The organism is Pseudomonas sp. BW7P1 (assembly GCF_024981055.1).
GTDB lineage: Bacteria > Pseudomonadota > Gammaproteobacteria > Pseudomonadales > Pseudomonadaceae > Aquipseudomonas > Aquipseudomonas bananamidigenes.
The window spans coordinates 5,948,512-5,970,157 of record NZ_CP103374.1 but is presented as its reverse complement, the minus strand read 5'-3'; the positions used below and the strand labels follow the sequence as shown (position 1 = coordinate 5,970,157).

Annotated in this window: 18 protein-coding genes; 12 read left to right on the top strand and 6 right to left on the bottom strand. The window is 62.6% G+C overall.

The genetic code is table 11. The annotated features are described in order from the left end of the window. Nucleotides 1-22 precede the first annotated feature (22 nt). The gene (locus tag NWV16_RS27020) at nt 23-769 is read right to left on the bottom strand and encodes an NRDE family protein (RefSeq protein ID WP_065258900.1); all 747 of its coding nucleotides are present in this window, start codon (nt 767-769) and stop codon (nt 23-25) included. A gap of 130 nt (nt 770-899) precedes the next feature. Between NWV16_RS27020 and NWV16_RS27015 the strand changes: the two genes are divergently transcribed. The 3 genes from NWV16_RS27015 (at nt 900) to NWV16_RS27005 (ending at nt 3,603) form a co-directional block, all read left to right on the top strand. Beyond that, complete coding sequence (locus NWV16_RS27015; protein WP_065258901.1) at nt 900-1,682, top strand: sulfite exporter TauE/SafE family protein; 783 nt, start codon at nt 900-902, stop codon at nt 1,680-1,682. An 83-nt stretch (nt 1,683-1,765) separates the two neighbouring features. Then, a complete protein-coding gene (lgt, locus tag NWV16_RS27010; RefSeq protein WP_065258902.1) occupies nt 1,766-2,581 on the top strand; it encodes a prolipoprotein diacylglyceryl transferase in 816 nt (271 codons plus the stop codon). 50 nt (nt 2,582-2,631) lie between these two features. Next, nucleotides 2,632-3,603, top strand: a complete 972-nt coding sequence (locus NWV16_RS27005) for a thymidylate synthase (RefSeq protein WP_065258903.1) — start codon at nt 2,632-2,634, stop codon at nt 3,601-3,603. Between the two features lie 122 nt (nt 3,604-3,725). Here the strand turns inward: NWV16_RS27005 and cadR are convergent, their stop codons facing one another. Then, nucleotides 3,726-4,175, bottom strand: a complete 450-nt coding sequence (cadR, locus tag NWV16_RS27000) for a Cd(II)/Pb(II)-responsive transcriptional regulator (protein ID WP_007953454.1) — start codon at nt 4,173-4,175, stop codon at nt 3,726-3,728. Between the two features lie 85 nt (nt 4,176-4,260). Between cadR and NWV16_RS26995 the strand changes: the two genes are divergently transcribed. From NWV16_RS26995 to NWV16_RS26965, 7 genes are all read left to right on the top strand, one after another. Beyond that, entirely contained in the window at nt 4,261-6,528 is a 2,268-nt protein-coding gene (locus NWV16_RS26995; RefSeq protein WP_260521407.1) for a heavy metal translocating P-type ATPase, read from the top strand. Nucleotides 6,529-6,542: 14 nt separating this feature from the next. Further along, entirely contained in the window at nt 6,543-7,406 is an 864-nt protein-coding gene (locus NWV16_RS26990) for a LysR family transcriptional regulator (protein WP_102619666.1), read from the top strand. Between the two features lie 244 nt (nt 7,407-7,650). Then, the gene (locus NWV16_RS26985) at nt 7,651-8,727 is read left to right on the top strand and encodes a putative 2-aminoethylphosphonate ABC transporter ATP-binding protein (RefSeq protein ID WP_260521406.1); all 1,077 of its coding nucleotides are present in this window, start codon (nt 7,651-7,653) and stop codon (nt 8,725-8,727) included. Next, nucleotides 8,727-10,451, top strand: a complete 1,725-nt coding sequence (locus tag NWV16_RS26980; protein WP_260521405.1) for a putative 2-aminoethylphosphonate ABC transporter permease subunit — start codon at nt 8,727-8,729, stop codon at nt 10,449-10,451. Before NWV16_RS26985 ends, NWV16_RS26980 begins: the two co-directional genes overlap by 1 nt. A 35-nt stretch (nt 10,452-10,486) precedes the next feature. Continuing rightward, complete coding sequence (locus tag NWV16_RS26975) at nt 10,487-11,512, top strand: putative 2-aminoethylphosphonate ABC transporter substrate-binding protein (protein ID WP_260521404.1); 1,026 nt, start codon at nt 10,487-10,489, stop codon at nt 11,510-11,512. A 144-nt stretch (nt 11,513-11,656) separates the two neighbouring features. Further along, nucleotides 11,657-12,790, top strand: coding sequence for a TIGR03364 family FAD-dependent oxidoreductase (locus NWV16_RS26970; protein WP_260521403.1), 1,134 nt, complete (start codon nt 11,657-11,659; stop codon nt 12,788-12,790). Further along, nucleotides 12,790-13,347, top strand: a complete 558-nt coding sequence (locus NWV16_RS26965) for a phosphonate degradation HD-domain oxygenase (RefSeq protein ID WP_260521402.1) — start codon at nt 12,790-12,792, stop codon at nt 13,345-13,347. The genes NWV16_RS26970 and NWV16_RS26965 overlap by 1 nt, the downstream gene beginning before the upstream one ends. A gap of 9 nt (nt 13,348-13,356) precedes the next feature. On the opposite strand, the gene NWV16_RS26960 is transcribed toward NWV16_RS26965, so the two are convergent. Then, nucleotides 13,357-14,733: a GTPase/DUF3482 domain-containing protein gene (locus NWV16_RS26960; protein ID WP_260521401.1), complete on the bottom strand. Its 1,377-nt coding sequence runs from the start codon at nt 14,731-14,733 to the stop codon at nt 13,357-13,359. Continuing rightward, nucleotides 14,726-16,099 carry a DUF2868 domain-containing protein gene (locus tag NWV16_RS26955; protein WP_260521400.1) on the bottom strand — a complete coding sequence of 458 codons (1,374 nt, stop codon included), beginning with the start codon at nt 16,097-16,099 and terminating at the stop codon, nt 14,726-14,728. The genes NWV16_RS26960 and NWV16_RS26955 overlap by 8 nt, the downstream gene beginning before the upstream one ends. Nucleotides 16,100-16,184: 85 nt before the next feature. On the opposite strand from NWV16_RS26955, the gene NWV16_RS26950 reads away from it, so the two are divergent. Then, on the top strand, nt 16,185-16,697 hold the full coding sequence (locus tag NWV16_RS26950; RefSeq protein WP_260521399.1) for a dihydrofolate reductase: 513 nt from the start codon (nt 16,185-16,187) through the stop codon (nt 16,695-16,697). A gap of 105 nt (nt 16,698-16,802) precedes the next feature. Here the strand turns inward: NWV16_RS26950 and NWV16_RS26945 are convergent, their stop codons facing one another. Further along, nucleotides 16,803-18,194, bottom strand: a complete 1,392-nt coding sequence (locus NWV16_RS26945; protein ID WP_260521398.1) for an L-cystine transporter — start codon at nt 18,192-18,194, stop codon at nt 16,803-16,805. Nucleotides 18,195-18,435: 241 nt separating this feature from the next. On the opposite strand from NWV16_RS26945, the gene NWV16_RS26940 reads away from it, so the two are divergent. Then, nucleotides 18,436-19,497 carry a haloacid dehalogenase-like hydrolase gene (locus NWV16_RS26940; protein ID WP_260521397.1) on the top strand — a complete coding sequence of 354 codons (1,062 nt, stop codon included), beginning with the start codon at nt 18,436-18,438 and terminating at the stop codon, nt 19,495-19,497. A 59-nt stretch (nt 19,498-19,556) separates the two neighbouring features. On the opposite strand, the gene ilvD is transcribed toward NWV16_RS26940, so the two are convergent. Continuing rightward, a complete protein-coding gene (ilvD, locus tag NWV16_RS26935; RefSeq protein ID WP_065258916.1) occupies nt 19,557-21,398 on the bottom strand; it encodes a dihydroxy-acid dehydratase in 1,842 nt (613 codons plus the stop codon). Between the last annotated feature and the right edge of the window lie 248 nt (nt 21,399-21,646).

Sequence of the window (21,646 nt, the reverse complement as noted above, 5' to 3'; positions counted from 1 at the left end):
CGCAGCCTTCGGGCTGCGATCTTCAGAGATTGATCTCCACTTCCCCCAAATGCCCGCCGTACGGCCCGAAACTGCGCTCCACCATCCGCCGCGTCCCGTCCGCCTGCACGATCAGCGCCGTACTCGCCCGGGTCCCGTAACTCTGGCTGGCAATGAACACACTCGACAGCAACGACTCGGTTGCCAGCCCCACGCCGGTATCCGGCAGCTCGGCGAACGGCGCCGTTTGCGCATCTCCCAGCAGCGCCAGCAACTGTTCGGGCTGCGGATCATCCAATACCGCACTCAATGCCGCCTTGGCCTTGAGCAGTTTCGGCCACGGCGTATCCAGTCCGGCGTTTGACAGCCCATAGATACCCGGTTGCAACATCACCGGTTCCGAAGACCGCGCGTTGAAGTGCCACAGCTCGTGGGCGTTACCCAGCAGCAGGTTGAACCCGGCATATTCCGGCGAACGGGCGACAACGTCGGACAAGTAGTCATCGATCGACAGGTTGCCGGTCAGAAAGCCCGCCACGAGTTCGCCCCGGGAGCGCCGTGCCGGCGGTTGATGCGGATCGCGGATGTTGGTCAGCGCAGCGAAGCGCCCGTTCTCGCCGAGGCCGAGCCAGGTGCCGCCAGCTTCCAGATCCCGTCCGGCGTAAACCTGCGGCGATTCGGGCCACTGGGCCAGCGGCAGGCTGGGCCGGGCGTAGAACTCGTCACGGTTGGCCGCGACGATCAGCGGCAGGGCATGTCCCGGCCGCCAGGCGAAAACGATCAGGCACATAAGGTGGTCCTTGTGTGTTTTTTGCCCACTCTACGCAGACATCGTCCGTGCATCCATCGCCAGTGGAGCCGAAGGGTATCCATCCGTTACCATGCCGCTCCGGTTTTGGGATGCGCCTCTGGAGGCAGTCATGGAATTTCTGCTCTATCTGGCGCTGGGTGCCTGCGCAGGCGTACTGGCGGGGCTGTTCGGAGTGGGCGGCGGGATCATCATCGTTCCGGTGCTGGTGTTCAGTTTCACCTTGCAGGGCTTCGATCCGTCGATCCTGACCCACCTGGCCGTCGGCACATCGCTGGCGACGATCATCTTTACCTCGGTCAATGCCGTGCGTGAACATCATCGGCGTGGGGCGGTACGCTGGTCGATTTTTGCCTGGATGACCGTCGGCATCCTGCTCGGTGCCGGTTTCGGCGCGCTGACCGCCGAGGCGATCTCCGGGCCCAACCTGCAGAAGATCATCGGCGTGTTTGCCCTGGTGATTGCGGCACAGCTGGCGCTGGACATTAAACCCAGGGCCAGTCGGACGGTGCCCGGCAAACTCGGCCTGACCGTGGCCGGCAGTGTGATCGGCTGGGCCTCGGCGATTTTCGGCATCGGCGGCGGCTCGCTGACCGTGCCGTTCCTGACCTGGCGCAGCGTACCGATGCAGCAGGCCGTGGCGACTTCGTCGGCCTGCGGGCTGCCGATCGCCGTGGCCAGTGCAATAAGTTTCATGATTCTGGGCTGGCATGATCCGTTGCTGCCGGCCCATAGTCTCGGGTTTGTGTATCTGCCGGCGTTGCTCGGCATTGCCCTGACCAGCATGGTGTTCGCCCGTCTCGGCGCGCGGCTGGCACACAGGCTGTCGCCGAAGTTGCTGAAACGGCTGTTCGCCGCTTTGCTGTTCTGCGTGGGGCTGAGCTTTTTGTTCTGAGCAGGTCCACAATCCTGGCTTAATCCTGAGGTGGCAGCGTCGCCCGGGAATTTTGAAGATTTGAACGCTAACGAGGACTCGCAATGCTGCCTTACCCGCAGATCGATCCGGTGGCCCTGGCCATCGGTCCGCTGAAAATCCACTGGTACGGCCTGATGTACCTGGTCGGCATTGGCGGCGCATGGCTGCTGGCCTCGCGCCGGCTCAACCGTTTCGACCCGACCTGGACCAAGGAGAAACTCTCCGACTTGGTGTTCTGGCTGTCGATGGGGGTGATTGTCGGCGGGCGACTGGGCTATGTGCTGTTCTACGATCTGAGTGCCTACATCGCCAACCCGACGCTGATTTTCGAAGTGTGGAAGGGCGGCATGTCGTTCCATGGCGGCTTTATTGGCGTGATGCTGGCGGCGCTGTGGTTCGGCAAGCGCAACGGCAAGTCGTTCTTCCAGCTGATGGACTTCGTTGCGCCGATGGTGCCGATCGGTCTGGGCGCCGGGCGTATCGGCAACTTCATCAACGCCGAGCTGTGGGGCAAGGCCACCGATGTGCCCTGGGCCATGGTGTTCCCGCCGTTCAGCGACCCGGCGCAACTGCCGCGTCACCCGTCGCAGCTGTATCAGTTCGCGCTCGAAGGCGTGGCGCTGTTCCTGATTCTCTGGCTGTTCTCGCGCAAGCCGCGCCCGACCATGGCCGTTTCGGGCATGTTCGCGCTGTTCTATGGCATCTTCCGTTTCATTGTCGAATTCGTCCGCGTACCGGACGCGCAACTGGGCTACCTGGCCTGGAACTGGCTGACCATGGGTCAGATCCTCTGCGTACCGATGATCATCGGCGGGCTGTTCCTGATCTGGCTGGCCTACCGTCGTGCCCCGTCGGCGCCGGTTGCACCGACAGCTTAAATATTCGAACCCCGGGGATGTCTGCCGGGGCTCAAGGACACAGGTAACTCATGAAGCAATATCTCGATCTGGTGTCGCACGTCATCAACAACGGCACCAAACAGGCCAACCGTACCGGCGTGAACACCATCAGCTTTCCGGGCGCGATGCTGCGCTTCGATCTGCAGGAAGGTTTCCCGGCGATCACCACCCGCAAGATGGCCTTCAAATCGGCCATCGGCGAGATGTGCGGCTTTCTGCGCGGGGTGAACAACGCCGCCGGATTCCGAGCGCTGGGCTGCAAGGTCTGGGATCAGAACGCCAACGAAAACGCCCAGTGGCTGGCCAACCCGTTCCGCCAGGGCGAGGACGACCTCGGCGAGATCTACGGCGTGCAATGGCGCAAATGGCCGGCGTACAAGCAGATCCCGCTGAGCAACACCGCCGCCATCGAGCAAACCCTGAGCAACGGCTACAAGCAGATTGCCCAGGGCGAAGAAGACGGCCAGGCCTACGTGGTGCTGTACAAAGCCATCGATCAGGTGCGCCAGTGCGTCGACACGATCATCAAGGATCCGGGCAGCCGCCGCATCCTGTTCCACGGCTGGAACTGCGCCCAGCTCGATGAAATGGCCCTGCCGCCGTGCCATCTGCTGTACCAGTTCCACCCGAACGTCGAGACCAAAGAGATCTCTCTGACTCTCTATATCCGCTCCAACGACCTGGGGCTGGGCACGCCGTTCAACCTCACCGAAGGCGCCGCGCTGCTGAGCCTGATCGGGCGCCTGACCGGCTACACGCCGCGCTGGTTCACCTATTTCATCGGTGACGCCCACGTCTACGAAAACCACCTGGACATGCTCAACGAACAGCTCAAGCGCGAGCCGTTTGCCATGCCGAAGCTGAAGATTTCGGATCGCGTGCCGGAGTTTGCCAAGACAGGCGTGTACCAACCGGAATGGCTGGAACGGGTGGAGCCGAGCGACTTCTCGCTGGAAGGCTACGAGCACCATGCGCCGATGACTGCGCCGATGGCGGTCTGACAGACTGCCATTAACCCTGTGGGAGCTGGCTTGCCAGCGATGACGGCAGCACATTCAACATTGATGTGACTGTAAAACCGCTATCGCTGGCAAGCCAGCTCCCACAATGTTTTGTGGTGTTGTCAGTGGCCGTGGCTTCGGCCCACATGGGAATGCTCGACCTCCGCCGCGACAACCCCGCCACTGACTTCCAGCCGCTGCAATATCCCGCACTGATCCGCTTCCGGCCCTTCGCCACAACGCTGGCGCAGGTCGAGCAGTTGCGTCTGCAACGCCAACAACCCGTCGATCCGCGCCTTGACGTGCTGGATGTGCTCGTCGATCAGTGCATTCACGCTCTCGCACTGATCCTGCGGGCTGTCGCGCAAGGCGAGCAGGCTGCGGATTTCTTCGAGGGTCATGTCGAGGGTGCGGCAGTTGCGGATGAAGGTCAGGCGTTCGGCGTGGGCCTGGGTGTAGACGCGGTAGTTGCCGTCGCTGCGGGCCGGTTCCGGCAGCAGGTTTTCGCGTTCGTAGTAGCGGATGGTTTCCACAGCGCAATCGGTCTGTTTCGCCAGTTCACCGATCTTCATGACGGCAATCTCCAAAAAGGGTGCTTGACCCTATAGTGGCTACAGGGTCTTTACTTGGCAACAGGCACCTTCATGGACGCGACCAATGAGCGATTCCCAGCACACCCACCCTCACAGCCACAAACCGGGCGACGGGCACGATCACAGTCATAAATTGCAGCCTGTGCATAAGCATTCCCACGGCGGCGATTCCTGCTGTTCATCGAAAGCCGCTGCGCCGGCGCTGGTACAACTGAGCAAGGCGAAAAGCGCTGACGCCCGCTTGAGCAGTTTCCGCATCGAGGCGATGGACTGTCCGACGGAGCAGACGCTGATCCAGAACAAGCTCGGCAAGCTGGCCGGGATCCAGCAACTGGAATTCAACCTGATCAACCGCGTGCTCGGCGTGACTCACAATCTGCCGGACACCGCGCCGATCATCGACGCGATCAAATCCCTCGGCATGCAGGCCGAGCCGCTGGAGGCGGGCGTCGAAGCACCGGTCACCGCCCCGGTGAAAAAACACGGGTGGCCTCTGGCGCTGTCCGGCGTCGGCGCACTCGCTGCCGAAGTCATCCACTTCACCAACGCTGCCCCGACCTGGGTGGTGGCGATCATTGCATTGATCTCGATTCTCAGCGGCGGCCTCACCACCTACAAGAAGGGCTGGATTGCCCTGAAGAACCGCAATCTCAACATCAACGCCCTGATGAGCATCGCCGTGACGGGCGCGGTGTTGATCGGCCAGTGGCCGGAAGCGGCGATGGTGATGTTCCTGTTTACTGTGGCCGAGCTGATCGAAGCGCGTTCGCTGGACCGCGCGCGCAACGCCATCAGCGGCCTGATGCAGATGACGCCGGAGCAGGCGACTGTGTTGCAGGCTGACGGCAACTGGGTCGAACTGGAGGTGAAAAACATTGATCTTGGCGCTCGCGTGCGGGTCAAGCCTGGCGAGCGCATCGCCCTTGACGGTGAAGTCGTCAGCGGCAGCTCGACCATCGATCAGGCGCCGATTACCGGAGAAAGCCTGCCAGTGGAGAAAACCGTCGGCGACAAAGTGTTCGCCGGCACCATCAACCAGGCCGGTTCGCTGGAATACACCGTGACCGCAGCGGCGAACAATTCCACCCTGGCGCGGATCATCCACGCCGTGGAACAGGCGCAAGGTGCACGGGCGCCGACCCAGCGCTTCGTCGATCAGTTCTCGAAAATCTACACCCCGGTGGTCTTCGTTCTGGCCCTGGCCGTGGCGATCATCCCGCCGCTGTTCATGGGCGCCGCGTGGTTCGACTGGATTTATCGCGCGCTGGTGCTGCTGGTCGTCGCTTGCCCGTGTGCACTGGTGATTTCCACCCCGGTGACCATCGTCAGCGGCCTCGCGGCGGCGGCGCGCAAAGGCATTCTGGTCAAGGGCGGCGTGTACCTGGAGGGCGGTTTCAAACTCGACTCTCTGGCCCTCGACAAGACCGGCACCATCACCCACGGCAAACCGGTGCAGACCGACTATCTGTCCCTCGACCCGACCGCCGACTCCACGGCCCCGGCGATTGCCGCCGCACTGGCCGGGCGTTCCGATCACCCGGTCTCGCTGGCCATCGCCAATGCGGCTGTGGATAAAGGTTTCGCGACGCTGGCTGTGGATAACTTCGAAGCGCTGGCCGGACGCGGCGTAAAAGGCGAGGTCAACGGCCAGGCTTATCACTTGGGCAACCACCGACTGGTCGAAGAGTTGGGCCTGTGCTCGCCGCAACTGGAAGAAAAACTGTTCGCGCTGGAGAAACAGGGCAAGTCCGTGGTGTTGCTGCTTGACCGTTCCGGTCCGCTGGCACTGTTCGCTGTGGCTGACACGGTCAAGGAAACCAGTCGCGAGGCGATACGTCAGTTGCATGATCTGGGCGTGAAAACCCTGATGCTCACCGGCGACAACGTCCACACCGCGCAGGCGATTGCGGCGCAGGTCGGCATCGATCAGGCCAAGGGCGACTTGTTGCCGAGCGACAAACTGCAGGCCATCGAAGAACTGTATGCGCAGGGCCGTCGTGTCGGCATGGTCGGCGACGGCATCAACGATGCGCCGGCGCTGGCTCGGGCGGAGATCGGTTTTGCGATGGCGGCGGCCGGTACCGATACGGCCATCGAGACCGCTGATGTCGCCCTGATGGACGACGATCTGCGCAAGATTCCGGCCTTCATCAGCCTGTCGCGCCATACCGCCGCTATTCTGAAACAGAACATCGCACTGGCGCTGGTGATCAAAGCGATCTTTCTTGGGGTAACCTTCGCCGGGCTCGCCACCATGTGGATGGCGGTGTTCGCCGACATGGGCGTGAGCCTGCTGGTGGTGTTCAACGGTTTGCGCCTGCTGCGCAAATAGGAAGAGGGACGGTTGTGCTGAGTGCCGAGCTGAAAGCGTTTTACATGGTGGCCCGTCTGGGCAGCATCACGCTGGCGGCGAAAAAGCTCGGCCTCAGTCAACCGACCGTGACCACCCAGATCCGCAACCTGGAAAGCCAGTATTCGGTGGAGCTGTTCTATCGAGGTGGCCGGCGCCTGAGTGTCAGCGACGAAGGCGCGCGGCTGTTGCCGATGGTCAAGGCGCTGTTGCAGCAGGAAGCCGATATCGAATTCTTCCTGCGTAACAGCGGTCAGGTGCAGGGCACGCTGCGCATTGCTGCCACGGCGCCGTATTACATTCTCGATCTGGTGAAGACTTTCCGCGAGCGCCTGCCGCAGGTGGAAGTGTCGGTGGAAATCGGCAACTCGCAGCAAGTGCTCGAAGCGCTGGAGGATTATCGGGTGGATGTCGCGGCGTCCTCTCAGTTGCTCGATGATGCGCGGCTGATCCGCCGGGTGCTGGGCAGCGATCCGCTGGTGCTGGCGGTGCATCGCAATCATCCGCTGGCAGCGCACGACCATGTGACGCTGAGCGCCTTGGCCGGACATACCCTGTTGATGCGCGAACCGGGTTCGACCACCCGTCGCCTGACCGAAGAATTGCTGGCCGGCGCGGGAGTCAGTTTCGGCCCGTTGCTGGAAATCGGCAGCCGCGAGTCGATCCGCGAGGCGGTGCTGCGCAATATCGGTATCAGCATCATTGCCCGTCAGGAAGTGCCGCACGATCCGCAGTTGCGCGTGCTGACCCTGGAGAATGCGCCGCAGATCCCCGAATACCTCTACTGTCTCAAGGAACGCAAGAACGCCCGGTTGCCGGCGGCGTTTCTCGGGCTGGCGCAGGAAATGTCCCCGGCCTGAGATCTTCAGTGCCTGTTCAGGCCTCATCGCTAGCAGGCTAGCTCCCACATTGGATCTTCAGTGAATACAATGTTGTTAGCACCCGGCTCCCCTGTGGGAGCTAGCCTGCTAGCGATGGCGGCAGCCCGGACAACGGATAACCTCAAATCTGCCAATACCACTATCGGTCGTTTTTGCCTCGTTGCCATATGACCGACGCATTACAACTCTAGGATTCGTCTCATCCGCTTGATGAGGCCTGTCCATGAACCCTGCAATCGCAACTGCCCTGACCAACCCCGGCGCACCCATGAAAGTGCGCGGCGTGCAGAAGCGCTTCGGCGCCTTTACCGCGCTGGATAACGTCTCCCTCGATGTCGCGGCCGGTGAACTGGTGTGCCTGCTCGGCCCGTCGGGCTGCGGCAAGACCACGCTGTTGCGTTGCATTGCCGGTCTGGAGAAGCAGGACAGTGGCGAGTTGTATCTGGGCGAGCGCGACGTTTCACACCTCGCGCCACAGGCTCGGGACTACGGCATCCTGTTCCAGTCTTACGCGCTGTTCCCCAATCTGACTGTCGAAGCGAACATTGCCTACGGCCTCGCCGGCAGCGGTCGCGACGAAGTGCGCCGTCGCGTCGGTCAGATGCTGGAACTGGTCGGCCTCAGCGGCAGTGAGAAAAAGTACCCGGGCCAGTTGTCCGGCGGCCAGCAGCAACGGGTGGCACTGGCCCGCGCCCTGGCGCCGGCACCGTCGCTGCTGTTGCTCGACGAACCGATGTCGGCCCTCGACGCACGGGTTCGCGAGCATTTGTGCACCGAGCTGCGTCAACTGCAACGTGACCTCGGCATCACCACCCTGATGGTCACCCACAATCAGGACGAGGCCATGCTGATGGCCGACCGCATCGCCGTGATGAACAACGGCAAGGTCGAGCAATACGCCACCCCGCAGGAAATCTACAACCGCCCGGCCACGCCGTTCGTGGCCGAATTCGTCGGCCAGGGTAACTGGCTGCCGTTCCAGCGCAGCAGCGACAGCCACGCCAAGGTCGGCGGGATGAACCTGCGCCTGGCCGACGGCAGCGTCCACAGCCCGTCGGGCCGGTTGTTCTGCCGCCCGGAAGCGATCAACGTCAATCCGCTGGTGCATGAAGAAAACCTGTTCCCGGCCAAGGTCCGCGAGATCACCTTCCTCGGCAACCGCTGCCGCATGAGCTTCGAGCTCGATCAATTGCCCGGTCATGCCTTGCTCGCCGAACTGGCGCCGGAAGCCATGCCGCGCCTCGGTGCCCGGCAGATCATGGTCGCGCTGCCGCCGCGCAGCCTGCAGGTGTTTGCCTGATGAGCGCGAACATGGCGCTGCCGCTACCGCACAAGCAGGCGCGGCAGGTGTCCGGGGCCGAGGTCGGTGACCGGATCTTCGTCCTTGGCGGCAAACTCCTGCTGCTGGTGCTGCTCGGTGTGGCGGTGCTGTTGCCGTTGCTGGCGATCTTCTGGCGCGGCTTCAGCAGCGAAGCCGGGCAGGGCGGCGGCTGGCTCGCCGCGAAGGAGCTGGTGACCAGCGACAATTTCCACTGGCTGCTCGGCAACAGCCTGAAAGTTTCCCTCAGCGTTGCGGCGATTGTCGTACCGCTGGCCTATCTGTTTGCCTACGCCCTGCAACGCACGTTGATTCCCGGCAAAGGCATCTGGCGAGGGATTTCGCTGCTGCCGTTGATGGCGCCGTCGATGCTGCCGGGAATCGCGCTGGTCTATCTGTTCGGCAATCAGGGCCTTTTGCGCGGGCTTCTCTCGGACAACATCTACGGTTTCTGGGGCATTGTTCTGGGTGAAGTGATCTACACCTTCCCACACGCCTTGATGATTTTGCTGTCGGCGCTGTCGTTGGCGGATGCACGACTGTTCGACGCCGCGTCGAGCATGGGCGCCAGTCCGGCGAAGGCCTTTCGCAGCATCACCTGGCCGGCAACTCGCCAGGCGGTGTTCGCCGCGTTCTGCCTCGTCTTCACCCTGACCATCACCGATTTCGGCGTGCCTGTGGTAGTCGGTGGCGACTACCAAGTGCTGGCGCTGGAAGCCTACAAAGCGGTGGTCGGCCAGCAGCAGTTCGGTCGCGGTGCGTTGATCGGCATGGTTCTGCTGCTGCCGGCGCTGTTCAGCTTCGGTGTCGATGCCTGGCTGCGTCGTCGTCACGGCGACGCCATGAGCGGCCGCGCCCAGGTGTTCAAACCGGCGCCATCAAAGAAGCGCGATGCCTGTTATCTGGCGATTGTCCTGCTGATCAGCGCGGCGTTGTTGCTGGTGTTCGGCATGGCGGTGTTCTCGTCGCTGGTGAAGTTCTGGCCGTACAACCTGTCGCTGTCGCTCAACCATTACCAGTTCAACGAGACCGCCGGCGGTGGCTGGCTGGCCTACGGCAACAGTTTGAAGATGGCGTTGGGCACGGCGTTGATCGGCAGCGTGCTGATCTTCACCGGCGCCTACCTGATGGAAAAGACCTGCAGCCAGCGCGGACTGAATCTGACGCTACGCATGCTCAGTTTCGTACCGATGGCGGTGCCGGGGCTGGTGCTCGGGCTGGGTTACGTCTTCTTTTTCAACCTGACCGGTAACCCGCTGCATGTGCTGTACGGGAGCATGACGCTGCTGATCGTCTGCACCATTGCTCACTATCTGACCACCGCGCAGATGACCGCCACCACCGCGCTGCGCCAGCTCGACGCCGAGTTCGAAGCCGCCGCACTGTCGCTCAAGGCACCGCTGTACCGGCATTACCTGCGGGTCACCGTGCCGATCTGCCTGCCGGCGCTGCTGGATATCGTGCGCTACCTGTTCGTCTCGGCCATGACCACCGTGTCCGCTGCGATCTTCCTCTACAGCCCCGACACCATCCTTGCGGCGGTGGCGGTGCTGAACATGGATGACGCCGGCAACGTCGGCGGCGCGGCGGCGATGTCGACCCTGATTCTGTTCACCTCGGCGGGCGTGTCCTTGCTGCTGGCGTGGGCTTCGCGCGGCTTGCTGCGCCGTTCCCAGGCCTGGCGGCAAACGGCGCCCGGCCACTGATTTTCCCACCCTCAACTCAAGACAGGAAAACGATCATGTTCAAGCCTATGGCCCTGGCCGCTGCTGTGCTCGCTACTTTCAGCCTGAATGCCTTCGCGGCGAAAACCGAGTTGACGGTGTATACCGCCCTCGAAGCCGAACAGCTCAAGAGTTATAAGGATGCGTTCGAAAAGGCCAACCCGGACATCGAGATCAAGTGGGTACGCGATTCCACCGGGATCATCACCGCCAAACTGCTGGCCGAAAAGGAGCGTCCGCAGGCTGACGCGGTGTGGGGCCTGGCGGCGTCGAGCCTGGCGATCCTCGACCAGCAAGGCATGCTGCAAAGCTATGCGCCGAAGGATCTGGGCAAGATCGGCGCGAACTACCGTGACGCCGCCAACCCGCCAGCCTGGGTCGGCATGGACGTCTGGGCTGCGACCATTTGCTTCAACACCGTCGAGGCCGAGAAGCAGGGCCTGAGCAAACCGGTGAGCTGGCAGGACCTGACCAAGCCTGAGTACAAAGGCAAAATCGTGATGCCGAACCCGGCGTCGTCCGGTACTGGCTTCCTCGACGTCAGCGCCTGGCTGCAAACCTTCGGCGAGAAGCAGGGCTGGGCCTACATGGACGGTCTGCACCAGAACATCGGCCAGTACGTTCACTCCGGTTCCAAGCCTTGCAAACTGGCGGCGGCCGGTGAGTTCCCGATCGGGATTTCCTTTGAATATCCAGCTGTTCAGTTGAAGCGTCAGGGCGCGCCGCTGGACATCATCCTGCCGAAGGAAGGCCTGGGCTGGGAGATCGAAGCGACTGCCGTGATCAAAGGCACACCGCATCAAGAGGCCGCGAAGAAACTGGCCGACTTCTCCGCCAGCGCCCCGGCGATGGATCTGTACAAGGAAAACTTCGCCGTCCTCGCCCAGCCGGGCATCGCCAAGCCGCAGACCGAACTGCCGGCCGACTACGAGCAGCGCCTGATCAAGAACGACTTTGCCTGGGCCTCGAAGAACCGCGACGAGATCCTGACCGAATGGCGCAAGCGTTATGACGGCAAGTCCGAGAAAGTCGCTGCCAAGTAAGATCTTCATCGACTGACAGGGGCCTCTTCGCGAGCAAGCACGCTCCCACATTGGCCGGTGTGAAACACACATTGTGTGAACACCGCCAAACCTGTGGGAGCTGGCTTGCCAGCGAAAGCGGTCTCTCATTCAGAGCACCTCTAGATGACACAACACAAAGACTTGCTGATCGTCGGCGCCGGCATCCTGGGCCTGTCCCACGCTTATGCCGCCGCCAGACGCGGTCTCAAGGTCACGGTTTTCGAACGTACCGCCACGCCACTCGGCGCCTCGGTACGTAACTTCGGCCAGGCACTGGTCACCGGTCAGCCACCGGGTGCGATGCTTGAACTGGCCAAAGCCAGCCGCGAAATCTGGGGCCAGTGGGCGCAGCTCGCCGGCCTGCAACTCAAGCGCAATGGTTCGTACCTGTTTGCCCGTACCGAGGCCGAGGAACATTTGCTCGAAGCCTTCTGTGCCGGACGCGCCGTTGAGCATGACTACCGCGTCGAGCTGCTGCGCGGTGCCGCGATGCGCGATCTGTATGGCGGCCAGTTCAGTCATCACCGCGCCGCTCTGCATGGCCTGGACGATCAACAGCTGTATTCCAGGGAGGCGATTCCAGCGCTGATCGAATACCTGCGCCGTGAACTCGGCGTCGAGTTTCACTTCTCGACGCTGGTGCGCGACGTCGAACCGGGGCGCCTGCACAGCACCGCCGGGATCTTCACTGCCGAGCAAATCATCGTCTGTTCCGGCCACGATTATCAGACCTTGCTGGCCGAGCCGATTGCCGCACTCGGCCCGCAAATCTGCCGTCTGCAAATGCTTCGCGCCCGGCCGCAGATTGACCTGAACCTGCAACACGCCTTGCTCACCGGCCTCAGCTGCGTGCACTACGGCGCCTTCGCTGACTTGCCGGAAGCGGCGGCGGTGCAGGCGCAGATCCTGCGCGAGCAACCGCACCTGCAGGAAAACGGCATTCACCTGCTGATCAGTCCGACGCCTTATGGCGAACTGATCATCGGTGATTCGCACCATTACGGCAGCGACCCTTCGCCGTTCAACGCCGAGCAAGTCGACATCTGGATGCTTGAGCTGGCCGAACAGACCCTCGGCTGCCAGGTGCAAGTGGTCGAGCGCTGGCAGGGTGTCTATGGTTCCCGGGGGCCGGGGCCGTTTTCGTTCCTGCGTCCGGCGCCGGGGCTGAGCGTGGCGCTGATGCACAGCGGCGTCGGCATGAGCGTCGGCCCGGCCATGGCCGAGCGCAATGTTGCACAGCTTTTTGGAGGGAACTGATGTTGAGTCGCGAGCAAGTCATCGACCGGGTGTTCGGCCTCTATGAGCGCTTTGGCGCCAGTGACTACATCGGCGAACCGGTGTCGCAGATCGAGCACATGTCCCAGGCCGCGCAATTGGCCATCGCCGAAGGCTTTGACGATGAGGTGGTGCTCGCTGCGTTCTTCCACGACATCGGTCACTTGTGTGCCGAAGGCGCGGAAAACATGGGCGGTTACGGCGTCGTCAGCCACGAACGACGGGGTGCGGACTATTTGCGTGAGGCCGGATTCAGCGAACGCCTGGCGCGGCTGGTGGAGTATCACGTCCAGGCCAAGCGCTATCTGACGCTCAGGGAGCCGGGCTATTACGAGCGCTTGAGCGAAGCCAGCCGCCGCACCCTGGAATATCAGGGCGGGGTGATGACCGAGGCTGAAGCCGATGCGTTCGAGCAGGATCCGCTGTGCGCCGTCAGTCTGCGGATGCGCCAGTGGGATGAACTGGCGAAGGAGATGGCCGTTCCGGTGATGGATCTGGGCGTGCTCAAAGACAAAGCGGCGCGGGTTCTGGCGGCCTGAGGTCAGCCGCTACAAATCTACAGCCAATGACTCGATCTGCTCCTGCCGTTCCGCCTGATTCAGCTTTGGATGGGGATTGAGCGAAGACCACTGCGGATGGGCCCGGGCCTTGTTCAGTGCTTCCGGCAACTTGCCTTCGCGCCAGGTCTTGTCCTGCGGTGTCGCCACCTGAACGGCATCCATCGCCGCATGACCACGGGTATTCAGCGCTTGCAGCAGTTGCCGCTGACGCAGGGCCAACAGGCGCAACACGTTGTCGTCGACCGTCAGTTCACGTTGTCCCTTGATCTTGCCCAGCAGGCGATTGCCATAGCTGCGGGCGGTTTGCAGGGCGCCGCCGGCAATTGCACCGGCCAGCGCGGCGGCGCCGAGGGTGATGCCGCCCACCAGCAGATCCACCCCGGCGCCGGCTGCCGCGCCGGCCGCGATCCCGCCGCCGACCCGCACGCCCAGTTGCTTGAGGGTTTCGGGGTTGAACAGGTCATCGCCCCAACGTCCGTCGAGCAGCGGCAGATCGCTGGCGGCAGCGTCCTGCGGGCGGAAGGCGTAGAGCTTGAGCAGCGCTTCTACACAACGTTGTTCGCGTTGGCGCACGGCTTTGCGCAGTTCGCTGATGGCCTGTTGTTCCTGCTCGGCGTTGCTCGCCACACTGCGCCGGCACGCGGCGCAGTCGATCAACAGTTCGGCGATCAGGCGTGCAGCACTTTGCTCGCGGGCGAGGCGCTGGGCCTGTTGATCGGCGATCAGGCGTTCAAGTTGTGGGCGGGCGTTTTCCAGCAACAGGGCAAGGCTTTCATACAGTCGTCGCTCGCCATCTTCGGGCGGGGCAACGCTGTCGAAACGCACCAACGCATGCAGTCCCAGACGCGCCAGCGCTTCACGCCAGTCCGGCTCGCGGTGGTTGGCACTGCTGACGAAATTCAGCACCGGCAGCAACGGCTTGCCGCAACCGGCCAGCACTTCCAGTTCATCGCGATACTTGGCCAGCACCGGTTCGCGGGCATCGATCACATACAGGCCGGCATCGGAGTCGAGCAGTTGCCGCAGCACTTTGGCTTCCTGTTCGAAACGCTGGCGTGCTTCGCTGCCGTCGAGAAAACGCGCCAATCGCGCCGGGCCGTCGAGGCGTTCGCCGGGGCGCTCCAGACGCTCGAGAAAATCCAGCAGGGCGATGGCGTCTTCCAGACCGGGCGTGTCGTAGAGGTCGAGCAACGGCTCGCCATCCACCGATAACCGCGCACCTTCGACATGCCGCGTGGTGCTCGGGCGATGGGAGACTTCACCAAAACCGACATCGCGGGTCAGGGTGCGCAGCAGTGACGTCTTGCCGACGTTGGTGTGGCCGACCACCGCCAGTTTCAGCGGCGCTTTCCAGGCATCAGTCATGTCCGTGCTCCAGCCAGTTCAACGGGGCGCTATCGGCAAATGGCAGCTCAAGCTGTTGCAGCGCGACGTGCCAGTCACCGAGGCGCTCGGCGTCCAGGGCTTGTCCTGGCGGCGCCTGCAACAGCCAGATGCGGGTCGCGGCGGCATTGCGCGCCAGCTCGGCGATCAGCGCCAGACTGCCGCGATCCGGCGAACGCCTGGGGTCACAGGCAATTGCCAGTCGCGCCGGCGGAAAGCGGCTGAGCTGCTCGAGCAGTTTGTTGCGCGATTCACGGCTGTCGAGGATACCGGCGTTGCCGACGTTTTTCGGCAGTGCCGGTGGCCATGGGTGTTGATCGTCGAGTTCGATCGCCACCAGCAACGCACCATCGCTGGCGAGTTCGCCGACGGCGCTTTCGACACGATGCAAGTGCGCAGGCTCGGGATCGGTGACGCCGAGGCGTTCGCTGGTCGGCATCAGACGCTCGCGCAGCTGGGCGTAGCCTGGCAGGTTCAGGTCCAGACGCAACGCGGCTTTACCGCGGCTCCAGCGCCAGAAGCAGAGCAGTGCCAGCAACAGACGCGGCAACACGCCGTACACCACCAGCACACCGACCAGCCAGGTCGCCCAGGCCTGACGGGCGCTTTCGATGTTCAATGCGGTGTCGCCGCTGGCGCGGATCATGTCCACGGTGGGTACGTTGAAGCCCAGCAGCGCCGGCAATGCGCCGAGGGCCCGGGTCATGTCGATGAACGTATCGGCACTGAGAATCGTGGTTTCCCAGACGAAGCCGTAGCGCCGGGTCGCCATCAGCGTCAGCAGCAAAACCAGCGCGCTGACCATCGCCAGCAACCACAGGCCATTGACCAGCGTGCCGAGCGCCCAGCGATTGAGTTTCTGACGTTGCAACATCAGCAGCAGGGCCGGGGCCAGTTGCGCAGCCTTGGCATCGCGGGCGAGTTTTTCACTGAGCCACAGCCACAAGCGGCCAAGGGTGGCGCCGTGTTCACCCGCGAAGATCAGCCCCAACGCCCAGCTCAACAGCAAGATCAGATTCAGCCCGAGCAGACTGCCGAGGGCCCAGAACACATTGACCGGCGTCTGACCCAATGCAGCGAAGGCCAGACCCGCGCCGCTCAACCCGGCGAGGATCGCCAGCAACACCAGCGCCAGCCGTGCGCCCTGCAACCAGTGCCTGAGCGCCGAGGTCAGGCCATCGCGCTCGGCCAGCCACAGGGCGCGGCGTTGAATGCGTCCCGACAGATCGCCACCGGCCGCGCGGGCCAGTCGATTGGCTTCCGGATCGTCCAGCGGGCCTGCGTGTTCTTCGCGCAGGCGCACGGTTTCGGTGAGCCAGAGGTTTTGCAGTGGAGTCAGTTCAGTCACGCGGCGTCCCGATGCTTGATTGAGCCGTGAGCATAACCGCTGTGGCGCTTATCGGGGTAAGCACGGCTCTGGTATCCTCGCCGGCATGACTAAATCACTCCCCCTCAGCCTGATCGCAGCCCTCGGTGAAAACCGCGTGATCGGCGTCGACAACAGCATGCCCTGGCACCTGCCGGGGGACTTCAAATACTTCAAGGCCACGACGCTCGGCAAACCGATCATCATGGGCCGCAAGACCTGGGATTCACTGGGTCGCCCATTGCCGGGCCGTTTGAATATCGTCGTCAGTCGTCAGCAGAATCTGGTGCTGGAAGGTGCGGAAGTCTATCCGTCGCTGGAAGCCGCCGTGGTGCGCGCCGAGCAATGGGCGAAAGAGCAGGGCGTCGACGAATTGATGCTGATTGGCGGGGCGCAACTCTATGCGCAAGGGTTGGCACAGGCGGATCGTCTGTATCTGACCCGAGTGGCGCTGAGCCCGGAAGGGGATGCGTGGTTTCCGGAGTTCGATCTGAACGAGTGGAGGCTGGTTTCGAACGTGCCGAATCCGGCTGAGGGCGACAAACCGGCTTACCACTTCGAAGTCTGGGAAAAAGCTTAGAACTGTGGCGAGGGAGCTTGCTCCCGCCGGGCTGCGTAGCAGCCCCAAAATATCAGGGTCGCTTCACAACCCGGCGGGAGCAAGCTCCCTCGCCACGAAGGTCAATCAAGCCTGAGCAAGCTCCGCATGCTCATCGGCTTCCAGCAGTGCCTTGTCGGTCTGCTGCATCACCTGGCTGGTGATCGCACCAGCGGTGATCGAACCACTCACGTTCAGCGCCGTACGACCCATGTCGATCAGCGGCTCGACCGAAATCAGCAACGCCACCAGCGAAACCGGCAAGCCCATGGCCGGCAGCACGATCAGCGCGGCGAAAGTCGCACCGCCGCCCACGCCTGCCACACCGGCCGAACTCAGGGTCACGATCGCCACCAGCGTCGCGATCCACAGCGGATCCAGCGGGGTGATGCCAACGGTTGGCGCAACCATCACCGCCAGCATCGCCGGATACAGACCGGCGCAGCCGTTCTGGCCGATGGTCGCGCCGAACGAGGCGGCGAAGCTTGCCACCGATTGCGGAATGCCCAGGCGTCGGGTCTGCGCTTCGATGCTCAGCGGAATGCTGGCGGCGCTGGAGCGGCTGGTGAAGGCGAAGGTCAACACCGGCCAGATCTTGCGGAAGAAGCGCAGCGGGTTGATCCCGGCCGCCGACACCAGCAAGCCGTGCACCACGAACATCAGGCCCAGGCCGAGGTAGGACACCACCACAAAACTGCCGAGCTTGATGATGTCCTGCAGGTTGGAACCGGCCACCACTTTGGTCATCAGCGCCAGCACGCCGTACGGGGTTAGTTTCATCACCAGACGCACCAGACGCATCACCCAGGCTTGCAGGGTGTCGATGGCGTTGATCACTTTCTGACCTTTCTCGGCGTCATCCTTGAGCAGTTGCAGCGCGGCAACCCCCATGAACGCGGCGAAGATCACCACACTGATGATCGAAGTCGGCTTGGCCCGGGCCAGGTCGGCGAACGGGTTCTGCGGGATGAACGATAGCAACAGCTGCGGCACATTCAGGTCGGCGACCTTGCCGGCGTAGTCGGTCTGAATGGTTTGCAGACGGGCCATTTCCTGAGTCCCGGCGACCAGGCCTTCGGCGGTCAGGCCGAACAGGTTGGTCAGGCCGATGCCGATCAGCGCGGCAATGGCTGTGGTGAACAGCAGCGTGCCGATGGTCAGGAAACTGATCTTGCCCAGCGACGAAGCATTGTGCAGACGGGCCACGGCGCTGAGGATCGAGGCGAACACCAGCGGGATCACGATCATCTGCAGCAGCTGTACGTAACCGTTGCCCACCAGATCGAACCAGCCGATCGAGGCTTTCAGCACCGGGTTGCCGGCACCGTAGATCGAGTGCAGCGCGACGCCGAATACCACGCCCAGCACCAGGGCGAGCAGGACTTTTTTCGCCAGGCTCCACGAGGTGTGACGGGTTTGCGCCAGACCGAAGAGCAGGGCGAGGAACACCAGCAAGTTGAGAATCAGAGGCAGATTCATGAGGACTCCAGAAAAGACTGTGCCAACAACCTTCCGGGGCTGTTGCGAACCGGCAAGCCTAACAGCTTGATTTCCAATGATTTAATACCGAAATCAAAGGTCATCCGTCGTTTTTGGAATAAGCGGGTGTCGCTCTCGGGGATGCAGCTGGCGTGAAACGGACGTGGACGGTCGCTGACAGACGAGGACTGTCACATTTATTTGTTAGCGTCGATTTCTTTGACCCGGGGAGAAAGCGTCGATGAAGTTCACACCGAAATTTCTGGCTGTCGCACTGACTGTGGGAATGGGCCTGGCCACTCAGGCATTCGCCACCGATCTGAAACACTGGCCGGCGGATCAGGCCAAGGCACTCGACGCGATGATCGCGGCCAACGCCAACAAGGGTAACTACGCGGTGTTCGACATGGACAACACCAGTTATCGCTATGACCTCGAAGAGTCGCTGCTGCCGTTCATGGAAAACAAGGGCCTGATCACCCGCGACAAGCTCGACCCGTCGCTGAAGCTGATGCCGTTCAAGGACACCGCCGACCACAAGGAAAGCCTGTTCAGCTACTACTATCGCCTCTGCGAAGTCGACGACATGGTCTGCTACCCGTGGGTGGCGCAGGTATTTTCCGGTTTCACCCTCAAGGAACTCAAAGGCTACGTCGACGAACTGATGGCCTCGGGCAAGCCGGTACCGGCGACCTATTACGAGGGTGATGTGGTCAAGAACATCGATGTTCAGCCGCCGAAGGTGTTCACCGGCCAGGCCGAGCTGTACAACAAGTTGATGGAGAACGGTATCGAGGTCTACGTGATGACCGCCGCCTCCGAAGAACTGGTGCGGATGGTCGCGGCCGATCCGAAGTACGGCTACAACGTCAAACCGCAGAACGTGATCGGCGTGACCACGTTGCTGAAGAACCGCGAGACCGGCGAACTGACCACCGCACGCAAGCAGATCACCGCCGGCAAGTATGACGAAAAGGCCAACCTCGGCCTGGAGCTGACGCCTTACCTGTGGACACCGGCAACCTGGATGGCCGGCAAGCACGCGGCGATCCTGACCTACATCGACGAATGGAAAAAACCGGTGCTGGTGGGCGGTGACACCCCGAGCAGCGACGGCTACATGCTGTTCCACGATGTGGACGTGGCCAAGGGCGGTATCCACTTGTGGGTCAACCGCAAGGACAAGTACATGACCCAGCTCAACGGCATGATGGCCAAGCATGCGGCAGCTCAGGCCAAGGAAGGTCTACCGGTGACGGCGGACAAGAACTGGGTGATCGTGAAGCCGGAAGAGATTCAGTAAGCTTCAAGGAAAAAATGCCCCGCACTTGGCGGGGCATTTCTTTGCGCAACGGTTGAGCATTACAGCCCGTCAAGCATCGCCTTGTTACGCACCGCACCCTTGTCGGCGCTGGTGGCCAGCAGGGCGTAGGCCTTGAGGGCGGTGGTCACTTTGCGTGGGCGCTTCTCGACCGGTTTCCAGCCCTTCTTGTCTTGCTCGACCCGGCGTGCCGCCAGTTCTTCGTCGCTGATCAACAGGTTGATCGAGCGGTTCGGAATGTCGATCAGCACCTTGTCACCGTCCTGTACCAGGCCGATTGCACCGCCGGCCGCAGCCTCTGGCGAAGCGTGGCCGATGGACAGGCCGGACGTACCACCGGAGAAACGGCCATCGGTCAGCAGGGCGCAGGCTTTGCCGAGGCCCTTGGACTTCAGGTACGACGTCGGGTAGAGCATTTCCTGCATGCCCGGGCCGCCTTTCGGGCCTTCGTAGCGAATGATGACGATGTCGCCTTCCTTCACTTCGTCGGCGAGGATGCCGCGTACGGCGCTGTCCTGGCTTTCGAAGATCTTCGCGTTGCCTTCGAAGACGTGGATCGACTCGTCGACGCCGGCGGTTTTCACCACGCAGCCGTCGAGAGCGATGTTGCCGTAGAGCACGGCCAGACCACCCTCTTTCGAGTAGGCATGTTCAACGCTGCGGATGCAGCCGTTTTCACGGTCGTCGTCCAGGGTTTCCCAGCGGGTCGACTGGCTGAACGCGGTTTGCGTCGGAATGCCGGCCGGACCAGCCTTGAAGAAATGGTGCACGGCTTCATCGTCGGTCTGGGTGATGTCCCACCTGGCGATGGCTTCTTCCATGCTGCGGCTGTGCACGGTCGGCAGGTCGGTGTGCAACAGGCCGCCACGGGCCAGCGAACCGAGGATGCTGAAGATGCCGCCGGCGCGGTGTACGTCTTCCATGTGGTACTTCTGGATGTTCGGCGCGACCTTGCACAGTTGCGGCACCTTGCGCGACAGACGATCGATGTCGCGCAGGTCGAAGTCGATTTCGGCTTCCTGGGCGGCGGCCAGCAAGTGCAGGATGGTGTTGGTCGAACCGCCCATGGCGATGTCGAGCATCATCGCGTTCTCGAACGCCTTGAAGTTGGCGATGTTGCGCGGCAGTACCGACTCGTCGTTCTCGCCGTAGTAGCGCTTGCACAGTTCGACGATGGTGCGGCCGGCCTGCAGGAACAGCTGTTCGCGGTCGCTGTGGGTGGCCAGGGTCGAACCGTTGCCCGGCAGTGCGAGGCCCAGGGCTTCGGTCAGGCAGTTCATCGAGTTCGCGGTGAACATGCCGGAGCACGAACCGCAGGTCGGGCAGGCACTGCGCTCGTACTCCGCAACCTTCTCGTCAGAAGCGCTGGAGTCGGCGGCGATGACCATGGCGTCGACGAGGTCGAGACCGTGGCTGGCCAGTTTGGTCTTGCCGGCTTCCATCGGGCCGCCGGAAACGAAGATCACCGGAATGTTCAGGCGCAGGGCGGCCATCAGCATGCCCGGGGTGATCTTGTCGCAGTTGGAGATACAGACGATGGCGTCGGCGCAGTGGGCGTTGACCATGTACTCGACGGAGTCGGCGATGATCTCGCGGCTCGGCAGCGAATACAGCATGCCGTCGTGGCCCATGGCGATGCCGTCGTCAACGGCGATGGTGTTGAATTCTTTCGCAACGCCACCGGCGCGTTCGATCTCGCGGGCAACCAGTTGACCCAGGTCTTTCAGGTGCACATGGCCCGGGACGAACTGGGTGAAAGAGTTGGCAATGGCGATGATCGGCTTCTTGAAGTCGTCATCCTTCATCCCGGTGGCGCGCCACAGTGCGCGGGCGCCGGCCATGTTGCGGCCGTGGGTGGATGTTTTCGAGCGGTAATCTGGCATGGAGCACTCCGGGCGGCTAATCACTTACTATCAGGTGCAAAAAGGGAGTGAGCTTCTATTGACGTCTGGAACACTCAGAAATGGCCGTGTGTCCTGATGTTGCCGATGACGTTGCGGGATCGCCGCTGGTCTCAGCCTGAGCTCATAAACCCGCCGGGGATGAATGGCGATGAATCTCGCGATTCTACACCGCTGGCGTCAGGAGGGAATGGCGCAAAACGTGGTTGCGGTGCAGACGCCGTGTGTGG

What these genes read in the sequence shown, in the direction of transcription:
- NWV16_RS27020 (WP_065258900.1), bottom strand. Translation starts at nt 769, where the DNA reads ATGTGCCTGATCGTTTTCGCCTGGCGGCCGGGACATGCCCTGCCGCTG.
- NWV16_RS27015 (WP_065258901.1), top strand. Translation starts at nt 900, where the DNA reads ATGGAATTTCTGCTCTATCTGGCGCTGGGTGCCTGCGCAGGCGTACTG.
- lgt (WP_065258902.1), top strand. Translation starts at nt 1,766, where the DNA reads ATGCTGCCTTACCCGCAGATCGATCCGGTGGCCCTGGCCATCGGTCCG.
- NWV16_RS27005 (WP_065258903.1), top strand. Translation starts at nt 2,632, where the DNA reads ATGAAGCAATATCTCGATCTGGTGTCGCACGTCATCAACAACGGCACC.
- cadR (WP_007953454.1), bottom strand. Translation starts at nt 4,175, where the DNA reads ATGAAGATCGGTGAACTGGCGAAACAGACCGATTGCGCTGTGGAAACC.
- NWV16_RS26995 (WP_260521407.1), top strand. Translation starts at nt 4,261, where the DNA reads ATGAGCGATTCCCAGCACACCCACCCTCACAGCCACAAACCGGGCGAC.
- NWV16_RS26985 (WP_260521406.1), top strand. Translation starts at nt 7,651, where the DNA reads ATGAACCCTGCAATCGCAACTGCCCTGACCAACCCCGGCGCACCCATG.
- NWV16_RS26980 (WP_260521405.1), top strand. Translation starts at nt 8,727, where the DNA reads ATGAGCGCGAACATGGCGCTGCCGCTACCGCACAAGCAGGCGCGGCAG.
- NWV16_RS26975 (WP_260521404.1), top strand. Translation starts at nt 10,487, where the DNA reads ATGTTCAAGCCTATGGCCCTGGCCGCTGCTGTGCTCGCTACTTTCAGC.
- NWV16_RS26970 (WP_260521403.1), top strand. Translation starts at nt 11,657, where the DNA reads ATGACACAACACAAAGACTTGCTGATCGTCGGCGCCGGCATCCTGGGC.
- NWV16_RS26965 (WP_260521402.1), top strand. Translation starts at nt 12,790, where the DNA reads ATGTTGAGTCGCGAGCAAGTCATCGACCGGGTGTTCGGCCTCTATGAG.
- NWV16_RS26960 (WP_260521401.1), bottom strand. Translation starts at nt 14,733, where the DNA reads ATGACTGATGCCTGGAAAGCGCCGCTGAAACTGGCGGTGGTCGGCCAC.
- NWV16_RS26950 (WP_260521399.1), top strand. Translation starts at nt 16,185, where the DNA reads ATGACTAAATCACTCCCCCTCAGCCTGATCGCAGCCCTCGGTGAAAAC.
- NWV16_RS26945 (WP_260521398.1), bottom strand. Translation starts at nt 18,194, where the DNA reads ATGAATCTGCCTCTGATTCTCAACTTGCTGGTGTTCCTCGCCCTGCTC.
- NWV16_RS26940 (WP_260521397.1), top strand. Translation starts at nt 18,436, where the DNA reads ATGAAGTTCACACCGAAATTTCTGGCTGTCGCACTGACTGTGGGAATG.
- ilvD (WP_065258916.1), bottom strand. Translation starts at nt 21,398, where the DNA reads ATGCCAGATTACCGCTCGAAAACATCCACCCACGGCCGCAACATGGCC.